The organism is Haladaptatus sp. R4 (assembly GCF_001625445.1).
GTDB lineage: Archaea > Halobacteriota > Halobacteria > Halobacteriales > Haladaptataceae > Haladaptatus.
The window spans coordinates 214030-233794 of the sequence record NZ_LWHG01000029.1 but is presented as its reverse complement, the minus strand read 5'-3'; the positions used below and the strand labels follow the sequence as shown (position 1 = coordinate 233794).

Here is a 19765-nt window from a genome sequence, read left to right as displayed (position 1 = left end):
AGGGGAGCGCCGAACGTCTTGAACAATGACGAGGGAGCGCACGAAAGTCCCCCACAATGACGAGGGAGCGCACGAACGTCCCGCACAAACGCGTCAGTCGAACGCGCAGGTGTTCGTGAGTTCGCCGAGTTCTTCCACGCCGACGGTGACCTCGTCGCCGTCCGACAACAACACCGGTGGCTCCCGATACACGCCGACACCGGGCGGCGTTCCGGTGAAGAGCAGGTCGCCCGGTTCGAGCGTGAACGCTTGACTACAGAAGGAGACGAGTTCGTCGATGCCGAAGATGAGGTTCGACGTCGAGGAATCCTGGAGTCGCTCGCCGTTGACTTCCGCCCAGATGTCCAAATCGTGCGGGTCGGATACTTCGTCTGTCGTCACGAGTTCCGGCCCGATGGGTGCAAAGGAGTCGAGACTCTTTCCGCGCACCCACTGTCCGTCCCCGTGCTGTAAGTCCCGAGCGGAGACGTCGTTGCCGACGAGGAATCCCGCGACGTGGTCGAGCGCGTCCGCTCGACTCACACGCCGTGCCTCGCGCCCGATGACGACGACGAACTCTGCCTCGTAGTCGACCTTCTCGGTGAGGTCGGGGTCCCAGCGAATCTCGTCGTCCGGGCCGGTAACCGCGGTCGGAAACTTCGAGAACAGGACGGGGGTCTCTGGGATCGGATTGTCCCCCTCCTCCGCGTGATCGCGGTAGTTCAGACCCACGCAGACGACCTTCTCCGGGTTCGTGACCGGGGCGTATCTGGTCAGGTCGTCGAAGTCGTACGTCCCCTCCCCGGACGCGGCGGCACGTTCCAGAGCGAGGTCGACTTTCGCTTCCCACTCCCAGGTGGCGAGGAGGTCGGTGCTCGTTTCGGGAAGGTCGACTCCCGCCGCTGCTCCGGCTTCCGCGAGGTTTACGACCGTCCGCTCGTCGAGTCGCGCTCCCGTCCACGGTGCTTCGTCGTTGGTGGCAGTGTATTGTCCTAGTCGCATCGTTCGGTATCGCGTGTAGTCGGCCGGGGCGGTATTGAATCTGTCCTCATAGGTCGATACCGGCCTCCTCGACGAGGCGGTATCCCGAGTCGACGAATCGGTCGAACTCCTCGTCCACCGCGGGGTTCAGGAGCGCTCCATCGCGTTTGACGGGTTCCCCGTCGACGAGCACCGTGTCGATGTGCGACGGGTCGGACTGGAAGACGACGGTCTGGACCGGCGAATGAGCCGGGGCCGTCGCGAAGTCGTCGGTGTCGATCATGATCCATATCGCCCGTTTACCGGGGGTGAGTGTCCCGATTTCGTCCTCCATGCCGAGCGCTCTCGCCCCCTCGATGGTCGCCATTTCGAGCGTGTCGCGGGCCGTCAGTCCCACTTCCAAAACCTCCTCGCCGTTTTCGAGGAGGGTTTGATTTTCGAGCATCCGCTGGACTTGGAGTCCGATGCGCATCTGAGTTCCCATGTCCCCGCTGATGTTCGAACAGACGTCGACGCCCCAGGCCGGGCGGCCACCCGCTTCGAGCACTTTCCCGGTGACGGGGATGCCGTGGCCCATCTGCATCTCGACTTCCGGCGTCGCGGAGAAGGAGACCCCCGCGTCGACCGCGTGCTGGATGTCCTCCTGCGTGAAGTGGTTACCGTGGGCGATGTTGACGTCAGGTCCGAGCATGTCGTGGATGGCGCCGAAGCCCTGGTAGTCGTCGTTGTACATCGAGGAGGTCCACTGTGCCGCACCCATGTGGATCGTCGCGAGAGCCCCCAACTCTCGCGCCAGTTCCATGTCGCTGCGGGAGACCTCATCGGTACAGAAGTCGGGTCCCCGGAGCCCGAGCGCCAGACTGAGCAAGTTGTCGTCGCGGATCTTCTCGTCGTAGAGCTCGCGGATGTTCTGCTCGGGGAGGCCGACGTCGCTCTCGTACCACCACTTCGGCGCGTCGTCACCCGGTGGGCCGTAGGTGTACACCGCACGCAGTCCAGCATCCTTGAGCGCGTCGACGGCCCGTTCGCCGTGTTCAAGCGTGTTGGGGTAAGACCAGTCCAGGGCCGTGGTCGTTCCCGTATGGAGCTTTTCCAGCGCGCCGAAGAGGCCGCCGAGGTACATGTCTTCGGGCCGGTAGAGCCCGGTGATATTGCCGAGCATGTGCTCGAAGTATTCACCCATGAGCGACCAGTCCCCGGCGATACCCCTGACTTGGGTCTGTGCGATGTGAATGTGTGAGTCGACGAATCCGGGCAGTACGATGTGGTCGCTCGCGTCGATGACCTCGGCGTTCTCCGTCGAGAGTCCGTGCCCGATTTCGACTATTTCGCCATCCTCGATGAGGATGTCGGCGTCTTCTACATCTCCGATGTCTGTGTCGAGTGAGACCACTGTCCCACTCCGAATGACTATTCGTGACATAGTCACTCGAACTGATGAACCATGACACTAAATAATTTACCGTGCGGTAAACCACCTTCCGGGGTGCGCGGAAAACCCCTATATGTACCCGGGAAAAATACGCCGTATGAGCACCCCCGGAAACGAACGCGTCCCCTCCGACACGCGGGAGGCCATCATGGAAGCCACGTTCCGCGCGCTCAGCAAGCACGGGTACACGAATCTCCGGATGCGCGACATCGGCGAGGAGATGGAGATGACCCGGCAGGTCATCCACTACCACTTCGACGGGAAGTACGACCTCATGTCCCACTTTCTGGAGTACATCATCGACCAGTACGAGGGAAGCGTCGAAGTCGAGGCGGACGCGTCCCCGCGTGAGGAACTCGACGCCAGAATCGACCAATGTCTGTTCGGCCCGGCGTTCGACGACTTCGGCCACTGGGACCGGATGAAGGTCTACCACGAACTGTTCACGTACGCGGGGAACGACGAACGCCACCGCGAAATATTCAACCAGCACTACGTCCGCATTCGGTCGAGCATCACCACCGTTATCGAAGCGGGAATCGATCAGGGCGTCTTCTGCGACGTCGATACCGAACGGATGGGCCAACTCATCACGGACGTCATCCACGCCGCCCGGGGCCGCAAACTCTCGCTCGGCCACGACGACGCTCCCGAGGAGGCCCGCGCCGCCATCGACGAGTTCATCCTCGACTCCCTCCGCGTCGAGGAGTGAGCGACTCCTTTTTCTCGCGCGCTTTCCGCTGATCAGCGGTCGAATCAGTCCGTAACGACGGTCAGGCGAGGGTTCGTCTCCTCGTCTCCGTCCCGGAGACGGTACGCACCGGCGAACGCCACGCGGTTACCCACGGCGGCCTCCTGTGCCAACTGACCGACGACCTGCACCTCGCCGAATCGGGCGAAGCCGAGCGGATTCGGGCTTCGAACGTCGGGCGGCGTCGTCGCGACGCTCGTCACCGCGATTAGCGTCCCCTCGCCGAGCGTGTACGTCGCAATCCGGTCTCGACGACAGTTCGGGCAGTTGCTCCGCGTGTAGTACCAACGGTGTCCGCAGTGTTCGCAAACGAAGGCTTCGTCCACCGCTATCCGATCCGTTCGTGTCGTTGACTGTCGGTCCCTCATGTTTCCAGTACCGTGCAGACGCTGTTGTTGCCGAACCCCGCGACGTTGACCGCGAAGCCCGTTGTAGCCGGTGAAACCTGCCGTTCGGCGGGGAGGTCACCCCGAAGTTGCCAGACCAACTCGATGAGTTGCGAGAGTCCGGTCGCGCCGAGCGGATGTCCCCGCGCTTTCAACCCGCCGCCGGGATTGACCGGAAGTCGCCCGTCGAGTCGCGTCTCTCCGTCCAGAGTCGCTTTCCAGGCAGTGCCCGACTCGTAGAACCCCAACTCCTCCAGTTCGAGGAGTTCCAGAATCGTGAACGCGTCGTGGATACACGCGAGGTCGATGTCGTCAGGCGTCACCCCACCTCGCTCGAAGGTCCGTTCCCCCGCGACACGGACGCTCTCGAGTTCCAGCGGGTCCCGGCGGTCGGCGACGGCGTGGGTTCCGGTTGCGCTTCCGATACTCGTCACGCACACGTCCTCGGGTGTCTCCCGGGCAAGGACGACGGCGGCCGCACCGTCCATCATCGGACAGCAATCGTAGAGGCGGAGCGGGTCGGCGACGACGGGCGAGTCGAGGGCGTCCGCGACGGTGATTTCCGTTTGGAACTGCGCGACCGGATTCGCCGCCGCGTTCCGGTGGTTCTTCGCCGCGACTTCGGCGAGCGCCTCGCGGGGGACGTCGTGCCGGGCGAGGTAGGTACTCGCCGCGAGGCCACCGAACGAGGGGAGCGTGAGGCCCTGCGCGTACTCGCGCTCGTGGGTGAGACGGCTGATGGCTTCCGTCACCCCGCTCGTGTCGCCGACGGACATCTTCTCGGCACCCACGACCAGCGCGACTTCGGCGTGACCACTCTTGAGCGCCTCGACTCCCCGGTGAAACGCGCTCGCACCCGTCGCACTGGTGTTCTCCACCCTGTCGGCGATGACGCCCTCAAGCCCGAGCGACGACGTGAGCGCGTTTCCGAGACCGGCCTGTAACCCGAGGGCATCTCCGAGGGCGTTCCCGACGTGGAGCGAGGAGATGTCGTCTGGACCGTAACCGGCGTCATCGAGGGCCCGGTTCGCCGCCGTCGCCGCCAATTCCACGAGTGAGCGGTCCGATGCCCCCGTGAATCTGGTCATCCCGACGCCGGGAATCGTCACGCCGGTCATTCGTCGGTACCACCGTCTTGCGCTCCGAACACGCCCATGTTTTCGAACTCGTCGATTTCGTCCTCCGTGTATCCCAGGTCGGAGAACACCTCGCGGTTGTGCTCTCCGAGGAGCGGCGGCGGCATCTCGAATCCGCTTTCGGTGTGTTCGAACGTGAGCGGGTGTTCGATGACCGGAATCGTCCCGAGTTCCGGATGCTCGATCTCGGTGATCGCTCCGCGCGCTTCCACCTGCGGATTGGTCAGCGCTTCGTCCACGTCGTAAACGGGCCCGGCGGGTACGCCCCCCTCGTCGGCGATTATCTCGATCCATTCGTCCGTCGTCTTCTCGCCCAGCGTCGCCTCGATTTCGGCTTCCAGTTCGTCCTGATGGGCGACCCGGTCCGCGTTCGTCTCGAACCGGTCGTCGGCGGGCAGGTCGGGCCGGTCGATGACCGCACACAACTCGTGCCAGAGCTTCTCGTTCAGGATGCAGACGTTGAGGTAGCTGTCGGCCGTTTCGAACGTCTGATACGGCGCCAACACCGGGTCTTTCGTCCCCATCCGCGTCGGCGTCTCGTCGGCGAACACCTGTCCGGCCTGCTTCGTGAGCCACGGCAGCGTCGCTTCGAGCATGCCGAGGTCGATGTACTCCCCTTCGCCGGTCAGTTCGCGTCGATAGAGGGCCGATGTCGCGCCGAACGCCGCCCACATGGCCGTAATCAGGTCCGTTATCGGGAGACCGACCTTGACCGGTTGCCGACCCTCCTCTCCCGTCACGCTCATGATTCCGCTCATCCCCTGAATCAACAGGTCGTATCCCGACCGCTTCGCCCACGGTCCGGTCTGTCCGAACGCCGAGATGGCGAGGTAAATGATCTCCTCGTTGTGTTCCTTGATCGTCGCGTAGTCGACGCCGAGGCGCTCCGCCGTCCCGGGTCGATAGTTCTGAACGAAGACGTCGGCGTGCTCGGCCAACTCGTACAGGGCCTCCTTCGCCTGCTCGTTTTTCAGGTCGAGTTCGACGCTTCGTTTCCCGTAGTTGACGGTCCAGTAGTAGGGCGACTCACCGCGGATGAACGGTGGACCCGAGTGGCGAATCGCGTCCCCGTAGCCGGGTTGCTCGATTTTGACTACCTCTGCGCCCAGGTTCGCCAACATCGCCGAACTGAACCCGCCCGTGACGAACGTCGAGAGGTCGAGGACGGTAATGCCGTCCAGGATTTTCCCCTGCTGTGCCGATGACGTAGTGGTTTCTGACATGCTTATTGCCTCGTTGCGGAGTGGCGAGCGCTCACACCACATCGCTATCGCCGTACCTGTACTATCGATTACCAGATGGTAAAAGTATCGGGCGGGGCTTCGGAAGGACGAGGCTTCGGAAAGTAGTGTGCTCGTCGGTCAGTCGTCGTTCGCGGCGTTGTCGAGGAGGACGAGCGCACCGCCCATGAGGGCGAGATTCTTGCAGAAATCGATCTTGTTACCGTGCCGTTCCTCGCCTTCGAGTTCCCAGAAGTTGTGAATCATCGGCGTGGTGCCGACGAAGAAGAGGATCACGGCACCAGCCGCCGCCCTCGGAAACCGCCAGGCGAGGAGGCAGAGGTTCCCCACCAGTAGCATACCGGTCGTCATCGGAACGAGCGTTTCGGGGACCGGGACGCCTTTCGACCGGGCGAGATCGACCCGCGCTTCGTTGTGTTGGAATCCATCGACGGCCATGTACAGCAACACACCGCTGTACAGCAGTCGAGCGGACCGCGGCGGCGCGTTCGAGGACGAGGTGTCGCTCATGGATTCGGGACGGTTCTGCCGCGTTTGGTTCGGAGCGTCGTACACACTGTTACCATCGTTCGTGTTCAGAACTACCTCGAAACCATATATCTCTATCGGGGGTTCTGGATCGATCCGGCCTACGAATCGTCTCGCTTGGACCCCCGCGTCGATGGTTCGGGTCAGACCGTCGCGATGGTCCCGATATTGGCCGGGACGCGTCCCACGTCGTGGTACGTCCCGTCGTCGTCACGCCGCATGACGCAGCCCTCGATGTCTTCTCGCGGGTCGGGGACGTCGAACAGACCGGAACCGCAGATGACGTCGCCATCGTACACGTCCCACGTATCGATGACTTGCGTCTCCTCCGTCGGGTACGACACCCGGTCGAGCGTCCGGCCGAAGTTCGTCGACTCGAAGAGTGCAGCACCGTGATCGTCGTGGACCCACTCCGGCGGCGCTTCCTCGCCGCCGCCGAAGAAGAGGGTCCCGTCGTGGACGAACACGTTCCGGATGTACGAAAACGGGTTTCCGACGTCGATTCGCGTCCAGGAGTCCCCGCCGTCGACGGTTCGATGGAGTCCGCCCGTTCCGACGGCGTGGCCGAGGCCGATTTTCTCGATGGTGTGGTCGAGATAACCGGTCGCCGCCATCCAGACGTCTTCCGTGATCGGAACGACTTCGTGGACGTCGTCGACGATGGTGTCCCGTCGGTCGTGCCACGTTTGGCCGCCGTCGCGGCTGAGGTGGATGCCACCGGCCTCGACGCCCGCGATGAGTTGTTCGGGCCGTCCGGGGACGGATTCCAGGCACCTGAGTCGTGCGTAGTGGGGATCGATCGGAGACTCCCAGTGGCCGCGCGAAGGAAGGTCGCGAAATCCCTTCATCTCCATCCACGTCTCCCCGTCGTCGACGGAGCGGTACACGTAGGGGTCGTTCGTCCCGGCGTACAGCGCGTCGGGCGTCGAGAGGACGGACCACACTTCGCTCTCCCCCGCATGCCAGTACCGACTGCCGACCGGGACGCCGAGGTCCATCCACGTCTCACCGCCGTCCGACGACCGGTACGCCCCACTCGACGACGAGAGGAAGACGTCGTCCGTGTGTTCGTACGTTTCGATGCCCGTGACCATTCCGCAGTCGAGGACGAGTTCCGCATCGTCCCGTTCGAACGGAAGCGCTCGAACGAGGTACAGTCCCTCGTCGGTGCCAATTAACAGCGACATACGACCGAATAATTCTCCGTTCTTACTAATAAATCGCTAGGGAGGGGTACCCGGAGCGGCGAAACGACGAGGCCACCCGCATCGTCCCCGTTCGGTATCCCCGTCGATCCCGAAATACGGGAACGAAAAATCGGGGCCGAGGACCGCATCACGTGTGTGCGATGTGCAGTTCGAGTTCGTTGGTCGCGGCGAGGACGGCGTCGGGAAGTTCCCGTTCCAACCGTTCGTCCTTCAGCCTCGTCGCCGGGCCCGAAACGCTCAGCGCCCCGACGATGCCGTCGTCCTTCCCTCTGACGGCGGCACCGACGGCGTGCACCCCGCTCGTCGATTCTTCGAGGTTGAGCGAGTATCCCCGTTCCCGAATCGTCCGGAGGTCTTCACGGAGGGCGTCGCGGTCGGTGATGGTGTTCGGTCCGGTCCGCCGCAGGTCGAGGGAGTCGATAAGTCGCTCGCGCTCAGGTTTCGGAAGGTTGGCGATGATCGCTTTCCCGGCGGCGCTCGAATAGATCGGACCGCGGCGACCCGTGTACGCCCCGGTCTGTATCAGGCTATCGCCGGTCTGCGTGTACAGGTAGATCCGTTCGTCCTGTTCCCGGACGATGAACTGGACGCGTTCGTTCGTCTCCGCTGCGAGGTCGTCCACTTTCGTCTTGATGACCGGATACGCCGTCACGTCCCGCCGGAGGCGTCCACCCATCGTGAGCAACTTGAAACCCAGACGGTAGGACCCCTCGTCCCTGACCACGTACCCCCTCTCTTGGAGCGTCGAAAGGTGTCTGTGAACCGTACTATTCGTCAGGTCGAGTTCCGCTTCGAGTTCCTCGACGGTTACTGCTTCCCGTTCGAAGAGGACGTCCAGGACGTCGAGGGACGTTTCGGTCGTCCGGACCCGCGATGTGTATCTTCCCATCGTACCTCCTTATTGTCGCCATTCGGCATAAAATTCCCGAATATTCGGATCTCTCGATTTCCACCCCGTCGAGAAAACCTTCCCCGCGGAAAACGAACCCATCACACCTCTCTCGTTGCCCCTATTTCGGACGAAAATCTCCGGTAGCGAGCGCGGCGCGTCCGACGATGGCTTTTCTCCCGAGACTCGAACGTGTCCGAGTCTAAATCCCGAATAATGGGACCTCCGTCGGGAAAAGAATCGCCCGCGGAGGAACGGATTACGAATCGGGGTTTGACACCCCGACAAGACGATTTCACGGTGTTCACAGTCCCGCGGGTTTGACCGTCTTCCCGCGCTGTGAGAAATTTTCCCGTATTTCGGGATCACTTTACCGGAGGGCCGACGATGGACGTCGTCGCCCCCGTTACAGTGCTATGCTCGTAACGGAACGGGGAATACGAACCCAGTCCGAGTCTCGACGGAGTCGACGTGCATCGTGCCCGTCTGTTTCGTCCGCGCCGGTGTCCAGTTCGACACGGGAGGTGGTGTGAGGAGCGCCGACCGCTGGCGAACTCGTTGAGGGAAGTTTAACTTCCCGGCCTCGAAATAAAGCGTATGGAACCGGACGACAATCGCCGCGGTTGGGCCGAACGGTCGGGTGACTACTCGCCCGAATACTACGCGAAGATCGGGCCGAACGAGGTGAGCGAGACGATCGCCACCGTGCTCGATTACTACGCACACGAGGACGCCGCCATCCTCGAAGTCGGCTGTGGCTCCGGCCGTCACCTCGCCCATCTCCGCGACAACGGATTCAAAAACCTGTCCGGCATCGACATCAACGAAGACTCGTTCGACGTGATGGCAGAACGACATCCACGCCTCGCCGCGACGGGGACGTTCCACGCGGGTGCGATCGAGGACGTGATTCCCGAATTCCCCGACGACGAGTTCGACGTCGTCTACTCCGTCGAGACCTTACAGCACATCCACCCCGAGAATACGTGGGTGTTCGAGGAGCTGATCCGCGTCACGAGTGATCTGTTGATAACCGCCGAAAACGAGGGGAACAGTCCGCAGCGCGGTCGCGGCGACGAGAAAGTGAGTTACGTCAACGACGACTTCCCCCTCTACTTCCGGGACTGGAAACGGGTGTTCTCGGAGTTGGGTCTCGCCCAACTCGTCCGTGAGCCGACCAACCGCGATACCGTCCGAGTGTTTCGGATCCTGTGACGGGGCCCGCTCGGAGCGTCCTTTTCGCGCGGAAACTCCGAATTCCGATTGTCACCGAAGGGGCGAGCGTGCCAGGGGACGTGAGCATTTCGCGGCCTCGAATCCGTTTTCTCGGAAAGCGATTCCGTGACGTGATTCCTTCACAGCTACTCTGGACGCCGAACACGGTCAACGTCGACGTTCGATAGCTGACCTCCGACAGTATCGGACGAACTGGTTTGGGAGGATTTTTGCAATACGGCATCGGTTTTCGAGCGTCGATTACACGGCTCGTTGGGTAACGATACGGGATACGTCCCGGTCAACGGTATGGTATTATCGGACTACTCGCGACCATCTTCCGATTCGTTCTCGAACCGACAGTAACCCTACTGAAAGGCCGTGCGGAAAATCGTCGTTATCGGACACCGTGAAAGAATGCGGCGACGTGAAAACGCCTATCGCGGCCGAAGTCCCGACATCGAAGGACGGACTGACGCGATTTTCCGATGGACACACCCGTTCCCCCGCCGGTAATACCCCGTTCGGAACCGGAGGACCATCCGTGTACGACGTCTTTCTAAAGTGTCTCGTTATCACGAGATTTCATTCACCGCACCGATAGAAATAAGAAGGGTAGAAAACACGGTTAATTGTGTTAAACTATGTCCAACCATAGCAGGCGACAGTTCGTCAAAACCTCCGGCGCTCTCGGCAGTGCAGCGTTGGTCGGTCTTTCGGGTTGTAGCAGCAATTCGAGCGGAAGCGGGTCGAAAAACGGTACCGGCGGGAAGAAAACGCTCAAACCGTTCGGGATGGTGACGAACCTCCAAAACGATCAGTGGAAGGCCTTCGCCTCGGGTGTACAGGAGGCGGCAAAAGCCCTCGGTGCGCCGACGTCCGACTACAAGCAGAATCAGGGTCAACAACAGCAGATGCTCACCCAACTTTCGACCGCGTTCACCAAGGAGTACAACGTCATCGGTGGAACGCCGTATCAGGCCTCCGGTGTTCCCACCGTCGTGCGCAAGTGCAAACAGAATGACGCCGGATTCGTCGACTACTGGAACATCGCGAAGTGGTACACGCCGCTCGACGCCGGTGACAACTTCATCCAGTATCAGATTCCGGCCGTTGTGAAGACGGGTCAACTCACCGCCGAAATCCTCTTCGAGGCGATGGAAACGAAGGGTAACTTCGTTCACATCACCGGTCCGCACGGTGCGACCGGGCGCAACCGAAACATCGGGGTCGAGCGGGCGATGAAGAAGTATCCAAACGTCAACCGACTCGGTATGCTCCCCGGAAAATGGGACCGGCCATCGGGACGGAAGGTCATGTCGTCGTTCGTCTCCAAGTTCGGTGACAAGATCGACGGGGTCTACTGTCAGAACGACGCGATGGGACTCGGCGCGTTCACCGTCCTCAAAAACAACGACTTGAGCGTCCCGCTGGTCGGCTACGACGGTCCGTCGGACGCCATCAGGAACATCAAACAAACCAGCCCGGACGGAGACGGTCCGAATTGGGTGGCGTCGTTTTCCGCCAAAACGTTCTGGCAGGGCGGCTACGCGGTCGTCGAAGGATTCGACTGGCTCAACGGCTGGAGGCCAAAACCACCCGAGCGGATGATGTGGGGCGGCGGCGTCCTCGTCACGAAGAAGCCGAGTCGGTACGAGGGGAAGACGAAGACGAAGTTCGACGTCTCGTGGTCGAAACCCGATCCCTATCTCGATGTCGCGTACTCGGACGAGAAATCGCCGTACGATTGGAAGAAGATGTCTCGACACCACAATCCGGATAGCTGGGATCCACAGAACAGGCTCGTTCCCATCCGAAAGGACGAACTCGATCAGCTCAACTGGACCGAATCCAACAAACCGAACGGCTATTCGCTCCCCGACGTTTACGACGACGGGGGCAAGTTCGACGAGGTCGAAAAGACGTACCGGAAACACCACGAGACGGACCCATACCAGTAGTCCAATACCTGATCAATGAGCAAAACAGAAATCAGTGGGACTCCAGTTCCACAGGACACCGATACACCACTCCTGCACGTCGACGACCTCACGAAACGGTTCAAGAACACGACGGCACTGGACCACGTCACGTTCGAGATTCGAAAGAACGAGGTCGTCGGACTCGTCGGCGAGAACGGGGCCGGGAAGAGCACGCTGCTGAACGTCCTTTCCGGGATCTACTCGGCCGACGAGGGTCGTATCGTCCTCGACGGCGAGACGGTGGCGTTCGGGAGTCCGACCGAGGCGGCCAGACACGGCATCTCCATCGTCCAGCAGGAACAGAGCATCGTCCCGAACCTCACCGGCTACGAGAACCTGTTTCTCGGACGCCTCGGTCGCTACACGACCGGTCCGAAACTGAACCGGAATGCGCTCCGCGAGCGCGCGAACGCGGTCGTCGACGACCTCGGTATCGACCTCGACCTCGGGTCGCCAGTTCGGACGTACCGGTTCAACGAACGGCAGATGTTGGAAATCGCTCGGGCGTTCAACAGTGCCCGGGACGCCGACCACCCCATCCTGTTCCTCGATGAACCGACGGCCGCCCTCGAACAGTCCGGTCGTGACGTCCTCTTCGACCGTATCGACGACTTGCGCGACCGCGCTTCCTTCGTCTTCGTCTCCCACGAACTCGACGAAGTACTGGAGGTCAGCGACCGAATCTACGTGCTGAAGGACGGTGCCGTCGTCGACGAAATGTCGGCCGACGACGCGACAGAGTCGCTCCTTCAACAGACGATGGTCGGCCGAAGTACGTCGGACGAGTACTACCGAACCCACGAACAGGAGTCGATCGACGCCGACGCGCCGACCGTTCTCTCCGTGGAGGGTCTCACCGTCGAGGACCGTATTTACGACGTTTCGATGGACCTCAGAGAAGGGGAGATATTCGGTATCGTCGGCGTCGAGGGCAGCGGAAAACAGGCTCTCGGGCGGGCACTTACGGGTGCCACGGACGTCGATTCGGGGACGATTCTGTTCGATGGCGACCCCGTTCGGTCGGGGTCGGTTCCCGCGTTCGTGGACGCGGGGATCGGATACATCCCGAAGGAACGGAAGAGCGATGGCGTCCTCCTCTATCAGAGTCTCCGTGAGAACGTTTCTCTCCCCTCCATCGACACGGGGAAGCTTCGACGCGACCTCCCCGTCATCGGGCGGTTCCTCCCGATAATCGACTTCGAGGCGGAGCGATCCATCGCCGAGGATGCCGTCGAGAATTTGGCCATCAAGACGCCGGGAATCGAGGCGCTCGCTCACACGCTCAGCGGTGGAAACCAGCAGAAGGTCGTCATCGCGAAATGGCTCCAGCGTAACGTCGACGTGCTGGTCGTGGACAACGTGACGCGCGGTATCGACGTCGGAGCGAAAGAGGAAGTGTATCGCGTCATTCGTCAGCTAGCCGCGAACGGTGTTTCTATCGTCCTAATCGGCGACGAACTACCGGAAGTGATCGGCATGTCGAATCGTATCGGAGTCATGAGACACGGTAACCTGGAGACCGTCGTCTCCGCACCAGTAGCAGAGAAACCCGAGGAAGAAGACCTCATCCAGGAGATGTTACAACTATGAGTAGCGAACAATCCGAACGAACGATCATCGGTGAACTGTACGAGAAGCGCTCGATCCAGGACTGGATTCGAGACGCCGGTCCGGTGGCGATGCTCGTCATCCTGCTGGCCCTGTTCACCGCGCTCTCGCCGGTGTTCCTGACGTTCAACAACCTCGTGAACAGCATTCTGATGAACTCCACCATCCTGTTGTTGGTGGCACTCGCCGGGACGTTTCCCATTCTCCAGCAGAGCATCGACCTCTCCGTCGCCGCAAACCTCGGCCTCTCCGGCGTCCTGACCGCCATGGCGATCAATCAATTCGGTTTCGTCGGCATCTTCGTCGGCCCGTTCGTGGGGCTAGCCGCCGGATTGGTGAACGGTGTCGTCTTCGCCAAAGGGAAGATTCCCTCGTTCCTGGTGACGCTCGGGACGCAGTCCGTTCTCATGGGCGGGGCGCTGTTGCTCACGAACGGGAGTTCCCAACCGTATCGGAATCTGGCGGTTCAACAACTGGCCATCGGAAACGTCGTCCCTCGGATACCCAACCTCGTGGTGTTGGGACTGGTGTTCTACGTCATCACCGTGTTCGTCGCCTTCTTCACGCCGTTCGGGCGCTACTGCTACGCCCTCGGTGAAAGCGAGAAAGTGACCGAACTCTCCGGCGTCCCGGTCGACCGGTACAAGATAGGCGTCTTCGTCGTCTCCGGCCTCCTCTGTGGTATCGCCGGTGCGCTCCTCACCGCACGCATCTCGTCGGCCGCCGCCGGTATGGGTCAGGGACTCCTGCTGCAGAGCATCGCTGGCGTCGTCATGGGCGGTACTGCTCTGACGGGTGGCGTCGGCGGTCCGCATCGAACGCTCATCGGCGTGCTCGTCATCGGAGTTTTGGCAAACGGTATGAACCTCATCGGTATCGGGTCGTTCGTCCAGCAGATTATCCTCGGCATCGTCGTGGTCCTGGCCGTCGCCATGTCCATGGACCGCGAGAAGATCGACATCGTCAAGTGACGACTGGTCCCGTTTCACCGTTTGCGCTCGACGAACGGATCAGCAACGACAGGTTGGTACGGGCCAGCAACGACGGGTCGGTACGGCTACGCACACGGCGTCCACCGCGTCGTCGTGGGTGTCTGTTCTCCCGCCGGTGACTAACGACTCACTCCGTGCCTCCACTGCTATCCGTTCCCTCGACGAGCGCTGCATCGATTGTTCCGTCCGCTCGGATACGTACGGACGTGATCGGCGATGTCCTGCGTTCTGACTGTGATACACGATCACATACCGTCTCCCGTTCATCGATGGCGAAAAGCGTAACGAGGGATGACCACTCGTTCGAAGATGTCGTCCGCCATTGCCGGAAACGTGACATATATCTCGTTTGGGAATCATGTGGCTCACGGAATCGTCTCCATGGAACCTGATCTCCACGATTTATTTGTTCTTTTCGTTTGCACTGCTGAATCCGGTACGTCTGTCGCGCACGATACATTCACCGACCGTTTTTCGTGACCGGTGAGCACTTCAGGATGTTCGGCCATCCTACAGTATCACGGGGAGAATTTTGAATTCAGGCCGGGGAGTACTCTCCGACGATATCGGAGCCGACCCATCAGTACGAATATCCCAGCGCGTCGTACGACCGTAATTCCCGTTACGCAGAGCCGTCTCTCTCCCGCTCACGATGCGGATGAAAACATGTATCCTCAGTTGAACACCATTCCCGACCTACGGGACTACCGAGTCAAAGGACGTGCTTCGATAAATCGCTCCCCGTTCGCTAAGTGTATCCTTGCTCTCCGTCGCGTTTGTCGGCCTCCGTTCCGTATTACCAAACGTTACCGCTCCGACTCCGAGGTAAACGACCGGCGATTCTACCGACGATAGCTCGGTATCCCTCCGAAGCGGCTTACGGCGGGTGAATCTCTTCGTGGAGAGTTCGATTCCGCCACATCGGATTCGCGGCGTTCGATACGGTTTCGTACTACCAAACACTGCCCGCACGTCCCTGTGGAAGATGAATCCGTGCGTCATGCGCGGTTCCGTTCGGTGATCCGGACCGTCATTCGGGACTCGAAGACGACCGTCTCCGACTTCGGTATCCGCACCGTCGCTCCGTTTACTAGGACCGAACGGTATTCACAGCGCTTGCTCGGTGGGAGTCGTCTCCGAAAGACTGGAAAGCCGTCCGAATCCGGATCACATCGCTCAGCCGACTGTGATAGTCACCTCGTCGGTCGTCGAGTGGCCGGTGTTGTCGGTGGCGGTCAGCACCACGGTGTGTTCGCCCGTCCCGCCGTACTGATGTTCCGTCCACCATCCCGTCGCCGACGTCCCGTCGCCGAAGTCCCACTCCAGCGACTCGATCCAACGGTCGTTACTCGTCGTGTCCTTGGCGAAGAACTCGACGTCTTCACCGGTCGACGGTTCGGTCGTACTCGGCCGAATCCGTGCGATCGGTTCGCCGAGGTCCGAGACGGAAATCGTGACCTCGTCGGTCGTCGTCCGCCCGTCGTTGGCCGTCGCGGTCAGTTCGACGGTGTATTCGCCGCGGTCGTCGTACCGATGGTCGTTCCACCACCCCGTCGCCGACGTCCCGTCGCCGAAGTCCCACTCCAGTGACTCGACCCAGCGGTCGTTGCCCGTCGTATCGTCGGCGCTGAATTCGAGGCGCTCGCCGACCGTTGCAGTCGTGGAACTGGGGTCGATGCTGGCGAACAGCAGTTTCCACGTGTTACCGAGCGGGATGTAGAACTCGTCGCCCTCGGAGAGATAGTAGTCGTACCCTCCGTCGTCGAGTTGGTCGGGATTCGTGAACGACTCTATCGTCGTTCGCTCGCCGACGTCGACGGTCGTGCGGTCTCCTGACTTCGAGGTCCCGTGAACAGGGTAAACGCCGTTGACCAGCCCGTCCGTTTGGACGTATATCTGACCGCCTTGCGCCCGGTCGATGTCGCTGACGTGTTCGTCGACGGTGACGTCGAGTTCGTTCTGGATCGTCATCTCGCGGGTGAAGTCCTCGACGGTCCCGGTGAACTGGCCGTGGGACGCGTCGATGAGCGGTGAGTCCGTTTCCATCGGGGTGAGCGACCGTCCGTCGTTGAGGTACGCGTGGACGGGTTCCCCGTCCCGCTCGCTATAGACGGCGAAGAATCCCTCGAACGAGAACACGTCTCCGACGTCGTACGTTCTGTCGGAGTCGCCTCCGTAGGCGACGTAGTCCGTTCGCCCGTTCGTCAGTTCGACCTTGACCGCGCGGGCGGCGGCACCGTCGCCATCCGTGGTTATCGGAACCGCTTCCGTCGACTCGATGAATCGATCGCTCATATACGGTTCGACCACCGACGTGAACGTGCTCTCGATGTCGGTTCCGGTCCGTCGCGCGATGACGTACTTGATGGTGTCCGGTTGGTTGTCCGTATCCGGCGGGTGGCCGTCCATGACGGCGATTTCGTCGTGGTCACCGAGCATCGTCAACCGGAGGTGGATGTCGGCGTCGTCGTCGTCCCGAGTTCCCCAGTAGTCCTCGATATCCCAGTCGATGCTGGCGTGAGTCGACGGGTCGTCGTCGCGAGCGACGTTGTCGAGGTAGTTGAACCCGTTGCCAACCTCCTCGTTGTACTGGGAGTTGGGATTCGCCACGTTCTCGGGTTTCGGAACGTCGGGACCGGCGTACGTGCCGCCGTCCTGTTCCACGAGGTCCAACCCGCCCGTGGCCACGTCACCGACCCAGCCGTGGAAACTGAAGCGGTGGTCGTCGCCGCCGTCGACGTGGAAGAAGTCGACGCCGTAGGAGTTCACGTCGTCGACGTGGATCATCGCGGTGGTGCGGCGATAGTCGTCCGTTTGGGGATACACCTGCGGCGCGGCCACCTCCGACAACTGAACCGTGTCGGTGTCGTCGAAGTGCTTCGGGACGGCGACGCGCTGTCCCTCCTGCCGACGCTCGTCCACCATGACCGTATTGTGGGCGATGGTGTTCTTGTGCCAGTAGCGCCGCCGCGGCCAGCTTCCCGTGAGGGTCGGGTAGCCGTTGTCGGGTGCGAGGTCGAGTTCGTACGCCATCACGCCGAGGTTCAGCGTGTCGCGGTGGGTGTGATTGCCGTAATCCCCCGTTCGGCCGTAGTACGTCCAGATACCGCGTTTGGCGTTGCCCTTCTCGACCGCGTTCTCTCGCCGGTACCAGTCGTCGCGGTCGTAGGTTTCGAACTGGATGATACCCATCTTGTAGTTCGACGCGTCGTCGTTCTTGCCGACGTTCCGGAAGGTGATTTCGTGCGTTCCCTCGGAGAGTTCGGCGGTACCGTCCAGCGCGATGAAGTCACTCTTCGGACCGGTCGTCTCGTCGTAGAAGTCGTAGGTATCGACCACCGTGCCGTCGATTTCGATGTCGTAGATACCGTAGACGGACGATTCGAACGGGCGAAGGGTGAAGTGATACGTGCCCGCGTCGGTTATCTCGAACGCGAACGTGATGTGCTGACCGGGCTCGTTCGCTTCCAGTTGGAGGGTGTTTTCCCCGAACGCGTCCTTGGATTCGAGTGCGAGCGCATCGACCTCGGACGGCCGCCAGACGCCGGTCGAACGCTCGACGACCTCCAGCGAGAGGAAGCGATACTTCGTCCCGCCGTCGTTCAGGGCCTTGTAGTTCTTCCCGTCGCGCAGCGCCGTAAACCCGTAGGACGGTTGAATGGTGCTTCCCAGGTCCAGTGGCCCGTCCGCCGCGATGATCGCTTCGACGTCCTCGCGAAGTTGCGTGGGGTCCTCGGAGAAGATGTCGCCGCGTAGCCCCTCCGTCGAGAAGCCGTTGATGAAGTGAAGCGTCTGGCCGAAGATGTCCTCGCCGTACGCCTCGAAGGCGTTTCGTTTCGAGTTCTCGTCCAGGTACAACCGGTTCGGATGCGCGTCCCCGATCAGCGGCGTGTGTTTATCCAGCATGATGAGCGGGATGTGCGTGTGCATGATGCGGTGGAATTTGACGTGGTCGTAGAGGTCCGCCCCGTCGAACCCGTCGTAGCCACGCAGGAGGTCGCCGATGTCGAGCACCGCCGCTTGCGCGATGGGATTGTACAGCGGGGACGATTCGTCGAAGTAGCCGTCGCGTCCCTCCGTATCGACGAGTTTCGCCATGACGTTCCCGCCCGTCGTCGCCCACTTCTCCGGCTCTTTGTACCAGACGTCGCCCGTGAATATCTCTCGACCGGGTTGGAACACCCAGTGGAGCGCGTCCCGCGTGTAGCCGTTCGGTTCGTCGAGTATCCGCGCCGAGATGGTGACCGCGGGCAACTGTCCACGGGCGGGGGCGAGTTGGGATTGCTTCGCGGCGGGAAGAATCTCCCTGAGCAGGCCGTCCTCGATGTTCTTCCGGATTTTCCCGACGCTGTCCTTCGCCTCCAGTCCCGGATACTCCTCGACCTTCCCCTTGAGGAAGTCCACCAACTGTTGGTCCCCCTCCATGCCCGGGAAGATGGCGTCGTACGCCCGCATCACGGGGCGGATGAGATTGGGTTCCCAGTGGGAACCGATTATCTTCCCGGTCTGGCGGCCGCCGGTGTTGTTGTGGTAGTGACCGCCCGCTCGCGGGTCGCAGTACGCCGAGACGTCCATGTCCGGGTACACGTCCGCGATGCGGTCGAGTAGGATCGCACAGGGACGCGAGTACTTCTGGTCCCCCGTGAGGAGGAACGCGTCGGTGAACGCTCGCATCATGCGGACGACGCCGCCGGGTCGCCAGACCCCCCAGTGGTTGTAGTACGCGACGAAGTCCCACCACGCGCCCTCTCCCTCGCCGAGGTCGTCGTTCGTGTCCTGCCACCCGTATCCGTCGTCGACGCCCCAGCCCTCACCCATCTCGGGGTGTTCCTCGTTGACGAGGTACTGATCGTCGGCCAGTTCCGGATCGAACATCCCCTCGTCGTCCAGGCCGCTCCGGCGGTACGACGCGAAGTCGTTCGTCGGGAACACGTACTCGCCGTCGGTTATCTTCCACGGGTCGTCGTACTGGTCCCAGCTATCGTAGAACGGGTTGTCCCAGTGATAGTCCGGACTGAGGAACGAGGACCGCGGCACCGTCTGTGCCGGGACGAAGTGCCACAAATCGTCGAGCGTATCGAACCTGTCGAGAAACTCGTCGGCGGTCGCAACGGCATCGTCACGCTGGGACTTCGCCCAATCGTACTGCTGAATGTTCTCCCTCGCGTTCCGCCGGTCTTCGGTCGTCCAGATGGTCGGGCGCGTCTTCGCGTTGGACGCGTCGGTGCTCGACGCGGCGACCCCCGTCCCGAGCGCGGAGAGCACGGCACTCGCACTCGCGGCCTTGAGGAAGTCCCGTCGTTCCAGTTCGAGGGATGTCGATACGCTGTCAGCTATACTCTCGGCCGACCAGTCGCGCCGCTGGCCGTCCGAGAGATCGTGTTCTCTCTCCATTGCGTGTTATTATCTAACGTAATAGATGATAAATATTTCGACG

General features: G+C 61.6%; 14 protein-coding genes. 5 read left to right on the top strand and 9 right to left on the bottom strand.

Annotated features, from left to right (window positions below):
• Positions 1-93: 93 nt before the first annotated feature.
• Both A4G99_RS18790 and A4G99_RS18785 read right to left on the bottom strand, forming a co-directional pair.
• The gene (locus A4G99_RS18790; protein WP_066147094.1) at positions 94-981 is read right to left on the bottom strand and encodes a fumarylacetoacetate hydrolase family protein; all 888 of its coding nucleotides are present in this window, start codon (positions 979-981) and stop codon (positions 94-96) included.
• 46 nt (positions 982-1027) lie between these two features.
• Entirely contained in the window at positions 1028-2383 is a 1356-nt protein-coding gene (locus A4G99_RS18785; RefSeq protein ID WP_066147092.1) for an amidohydrolase family protein, read from the bottom strand.
• Between the two features lie 106 nt (positions 2384-2489).
• Between A4G99_RS18785 and A4G99_RS18780 the strand changes: the two genes are divergently transcribed.
• Positions 2490-3104, top strand: coding sequence for a TetR/AcrR family transcriptional regulator (locus A4G99_RS18780; protein ID WP_066147346.1), 615 nt, complete (start codon positions 2490-2492; stop codon positions 3102-3104).
• A gap of 44 nt (positions 3105-3148) precedes the next feature.
• On the opposite strand, the gene A4G99_RS18775 is transcribed toward A4G99_RS18780, so the two are convergent.
• From A4G99_RS18775 to A4G99_RS18750, 6 genes are all read right to left on the bottom strand, one after another.
• On the bottom strand, positions 3149-3511 hold the full coding sequence (locus A4G99_RS18775) for a hypothetical protein (RefSeq protein ID WP_066147090.1): 363 nt from the start codon (positions 3509-3511) through the stop codon (positions 3149-3151).
• Positions 3508-4647: an acetyl-CoA acyltransferase gene (locus tag A4G99_RS18770; RefSeq protein ID WP_066147088.1), complete on the bottom strand. Its 1140-nt coding sequence runs from the start codon at positions 4645-4647 to the stop codon at positions 3508-3510. The genes A4G99_RS18775 and A4G99_RS18770 overlap by 4 nt, the downstream gene beginning before the upstream one ends.
• On the bottom strand, positions 4644-5888 hold the full coding sequence (locus A4G99_RS18765) for a CaiB/BaiF CoA-transferase family protein (protein WP_066147086.1): 1245 nt from the start codon (positions 5886-5888) through the stop codon (positions 4644-4646). The genes A4G99_RS18770 and A4G99_RS18765 overlap by 4 nt, the downstream gene beginning before the upstream one ends.
• Positions 5889-6026: 138 nt before the next feature.
• A complete protein-coding gene (locus A4G99_RS18760; protein WP_066147344.1) occupies positions 6027-6416 on the bottom strand; it encodes a DoxX family protein in 390 nt (129 codons plus the stop codon).
• 161 nt (positions 6417-6577) lie between these two features.
• Positions 6578-7621 carry a sialidase family protein gene (locus A4G99_RS18755; RefSeq protein WP_066147084.1) on the bottom strand — a complete coding sequence of 348 codons (1044 nt, stop codon included), beginning with the start codon at positions 7619-7621 and terminating at the stop codon, positions 6578-6580.
• A 148-nt stretch (positions 7622-7769) separates the two neighbouring features.
• Positions 7770-8531 (bottom strand): IclR family transcriptional regulator, encoded by a 762-nt coding sequence (locus A4G99_RS18750; protein WP_066147083.1) that lies wholly within the window; start codon positions 8529-8531, stop codon positions 7770-7772.
• 597 nt (positions 8532-9128) lie between these two features.
• Between A4G99_RS18750 and A4G99_RS18745 the strand changes: the two genes are divergently transcribed.
• The 4 genes from A4G99_RS18745 to A4G99_RS18725 all read left to right on the top strand — a co-directional run bounded on the left by A4G99_RS18745 (position 9129) and on the right by A4G99_RS18725 (position 14307).
• On the top strand, positions 9129-9746 hold the full coding sequence (locus A4G99_RS18745) for a class I SAM-dependent methyltransferase (protein ID WP_066147081.1): 618 nt from the start codon (positions 9129-9131) through the stop codon (positions 9744-9746).
• 644 nt (positions 9747-10390) lie between these two features.
• Positions 10391-11707 carry a sugar ABC transporter substrate-binding protein gene (locus A4G99_RS18735; RefSeq protein ID WP_082837911.1) on the top strand — a complete coding sequence of 439 codons (1317 nt, stop codon included), beginning with the start codon at positions 10391-10393 and terminating at the stop codon, positions 11705-11707.
• A gap of 15 nt (positions 11708-11722) precedes the next feature.
• Positions 11723-13318: a sugar ABC transporter ATP-binding protein gene (locus A4G99_RS18730; protein WP_082837910.1), complete on the top strand. Its 1596-nt coding sequence runs from the start codon at positions 11723-11725 to the stop codon at positions 13316-13318.
• Between the two features lie 89 nt (positions 13319-13407).
• Entirely contained in the window at positions 13408-14307 is a 900-nt protein-coding gene (locus A4G99_RS18725) for an ABC transporter permease (RefSeq protein ID WP_066147339.1), read from the top strand.
• Between the two features lie 1197 nt (positions 14308-15504).
• Here the strand turns inward: A4G99_RS18725 and A4G99_RS18720 are convergent.
• The gene (locus A4G99_RS18720; protein WP_066147077.1) at positions 15505-19722 is read right to left on the bottom strand and encodes a PKD domain-containing protein; all 4218 of its coding nucleotides are present in this window, start codon (positions 19720-19722) and stop codon (positions 15505-15507) included.
• Positions 19723-19765 lie beyond the last annotated feature (43 nt).

Excerpts from the sequence above, each read along its gene's own strand:
- A4G99_RS18790 (WP_066147094.1), bottom strand. The coding sequence starts at position 981 with ATGCGACTAGGACAATACACTGCCACCAACGACGAAGCACCGTGGACG.
- A4G99_RS18785 (WP_066147092.1), bottom strand. The coding sequence starts at position 2,383 with ATGTCACGAATAGTCATTCGGAGTGGGACAGTGGTCTCACTCGACACA.
- A4G99_RS18780 (WP_066147346.1), top strand. The coding sequence starts at position 2,490 with ATGAGCACCCCCGGAAACGAACGCGTCCCCTCCGACACGCGGGAGGCC.
- A4G99_RS18775 (WP_066147090.1), bottom strand. The coding sequence starts at position 3,511 with ATGAGGGACCGACAGTCAACGACACGAACGGATCGGATAGCGGTGGAC.
- A4G99_RS18770 (WP_066147088.1), bottom strand. The coding sequence starts at position 4,647 with ATGACCGGCGTGACGATTCCCGGCGTCGGGATGACCAGATTCACGGGG.
- A4G99_RS18765 (WP_066147086.1), bottom strand. The coding sequence starts at position 5,888 with ATGTCAGAAACCACTACGTCATCGGCACAGCAGGGGAAAATCCTGGAC.
- A4G99_RS18760 (WP_066147344.1), bottom strand. The coding sequence starts at position 6,416 with ATGAGCGACACCTCGTCCTCGAACGCGCCGCCGCGGTCCGCTCGACTG.
- A4G99_RS18755 (WP_066147084.1), bottom strand. The coding sequence starts at position 7,621 with ATGTCGCTGTTAATTGGCACCGACGAGGGACTGTACCTCGTTCGAGCG.
- A4G99_RS18750 (WP_066147083.1), bottom strand. The coding sequence starts at position 8,531 with ATGGGAAGATACACATCGCGGGTCCGGACGACCGAAACGTCCCTCGAC.
- A4G99_RS18745 (WP_066147081.1), top strand. The coding sequence starts at position 9,129 with ATGGAACCGGACGACAATCGCCGCGGTTGGGCCGAACGGTCGGGTGAC.
- A4G99_RS18735 (WP_082837911.1), top strand. The coding sequence starts at position 10,391 with ATGTCCAACCATAGCAGGCGACAGTTCGTCAAAACCTCCGGCGCTCTC.
- A4G99_RS18730 (WP_082837910.1), top strand. The coding sequence starts at position 11,723 with ATGAGCAAAACAGAAATCAGTGGGACTCCAGTTCCACAGGACACCGAT.
- A4G99_RS18725 (WP_066147339.1), top strand. The coding sequence starts at position 13,408 with ATGCTCGTCATCCTGCTGGCCCTGTTCACCGCGCTCTCGCCGGTGTTC.
- A4G99_RS18720 (WP_066147077.1), bottom strand. The coding sequence starts at position 19,722 with ATGGAGAGAGAACACGATCTCTCGGACGGCCAGCGGCGCGACTGGTCG.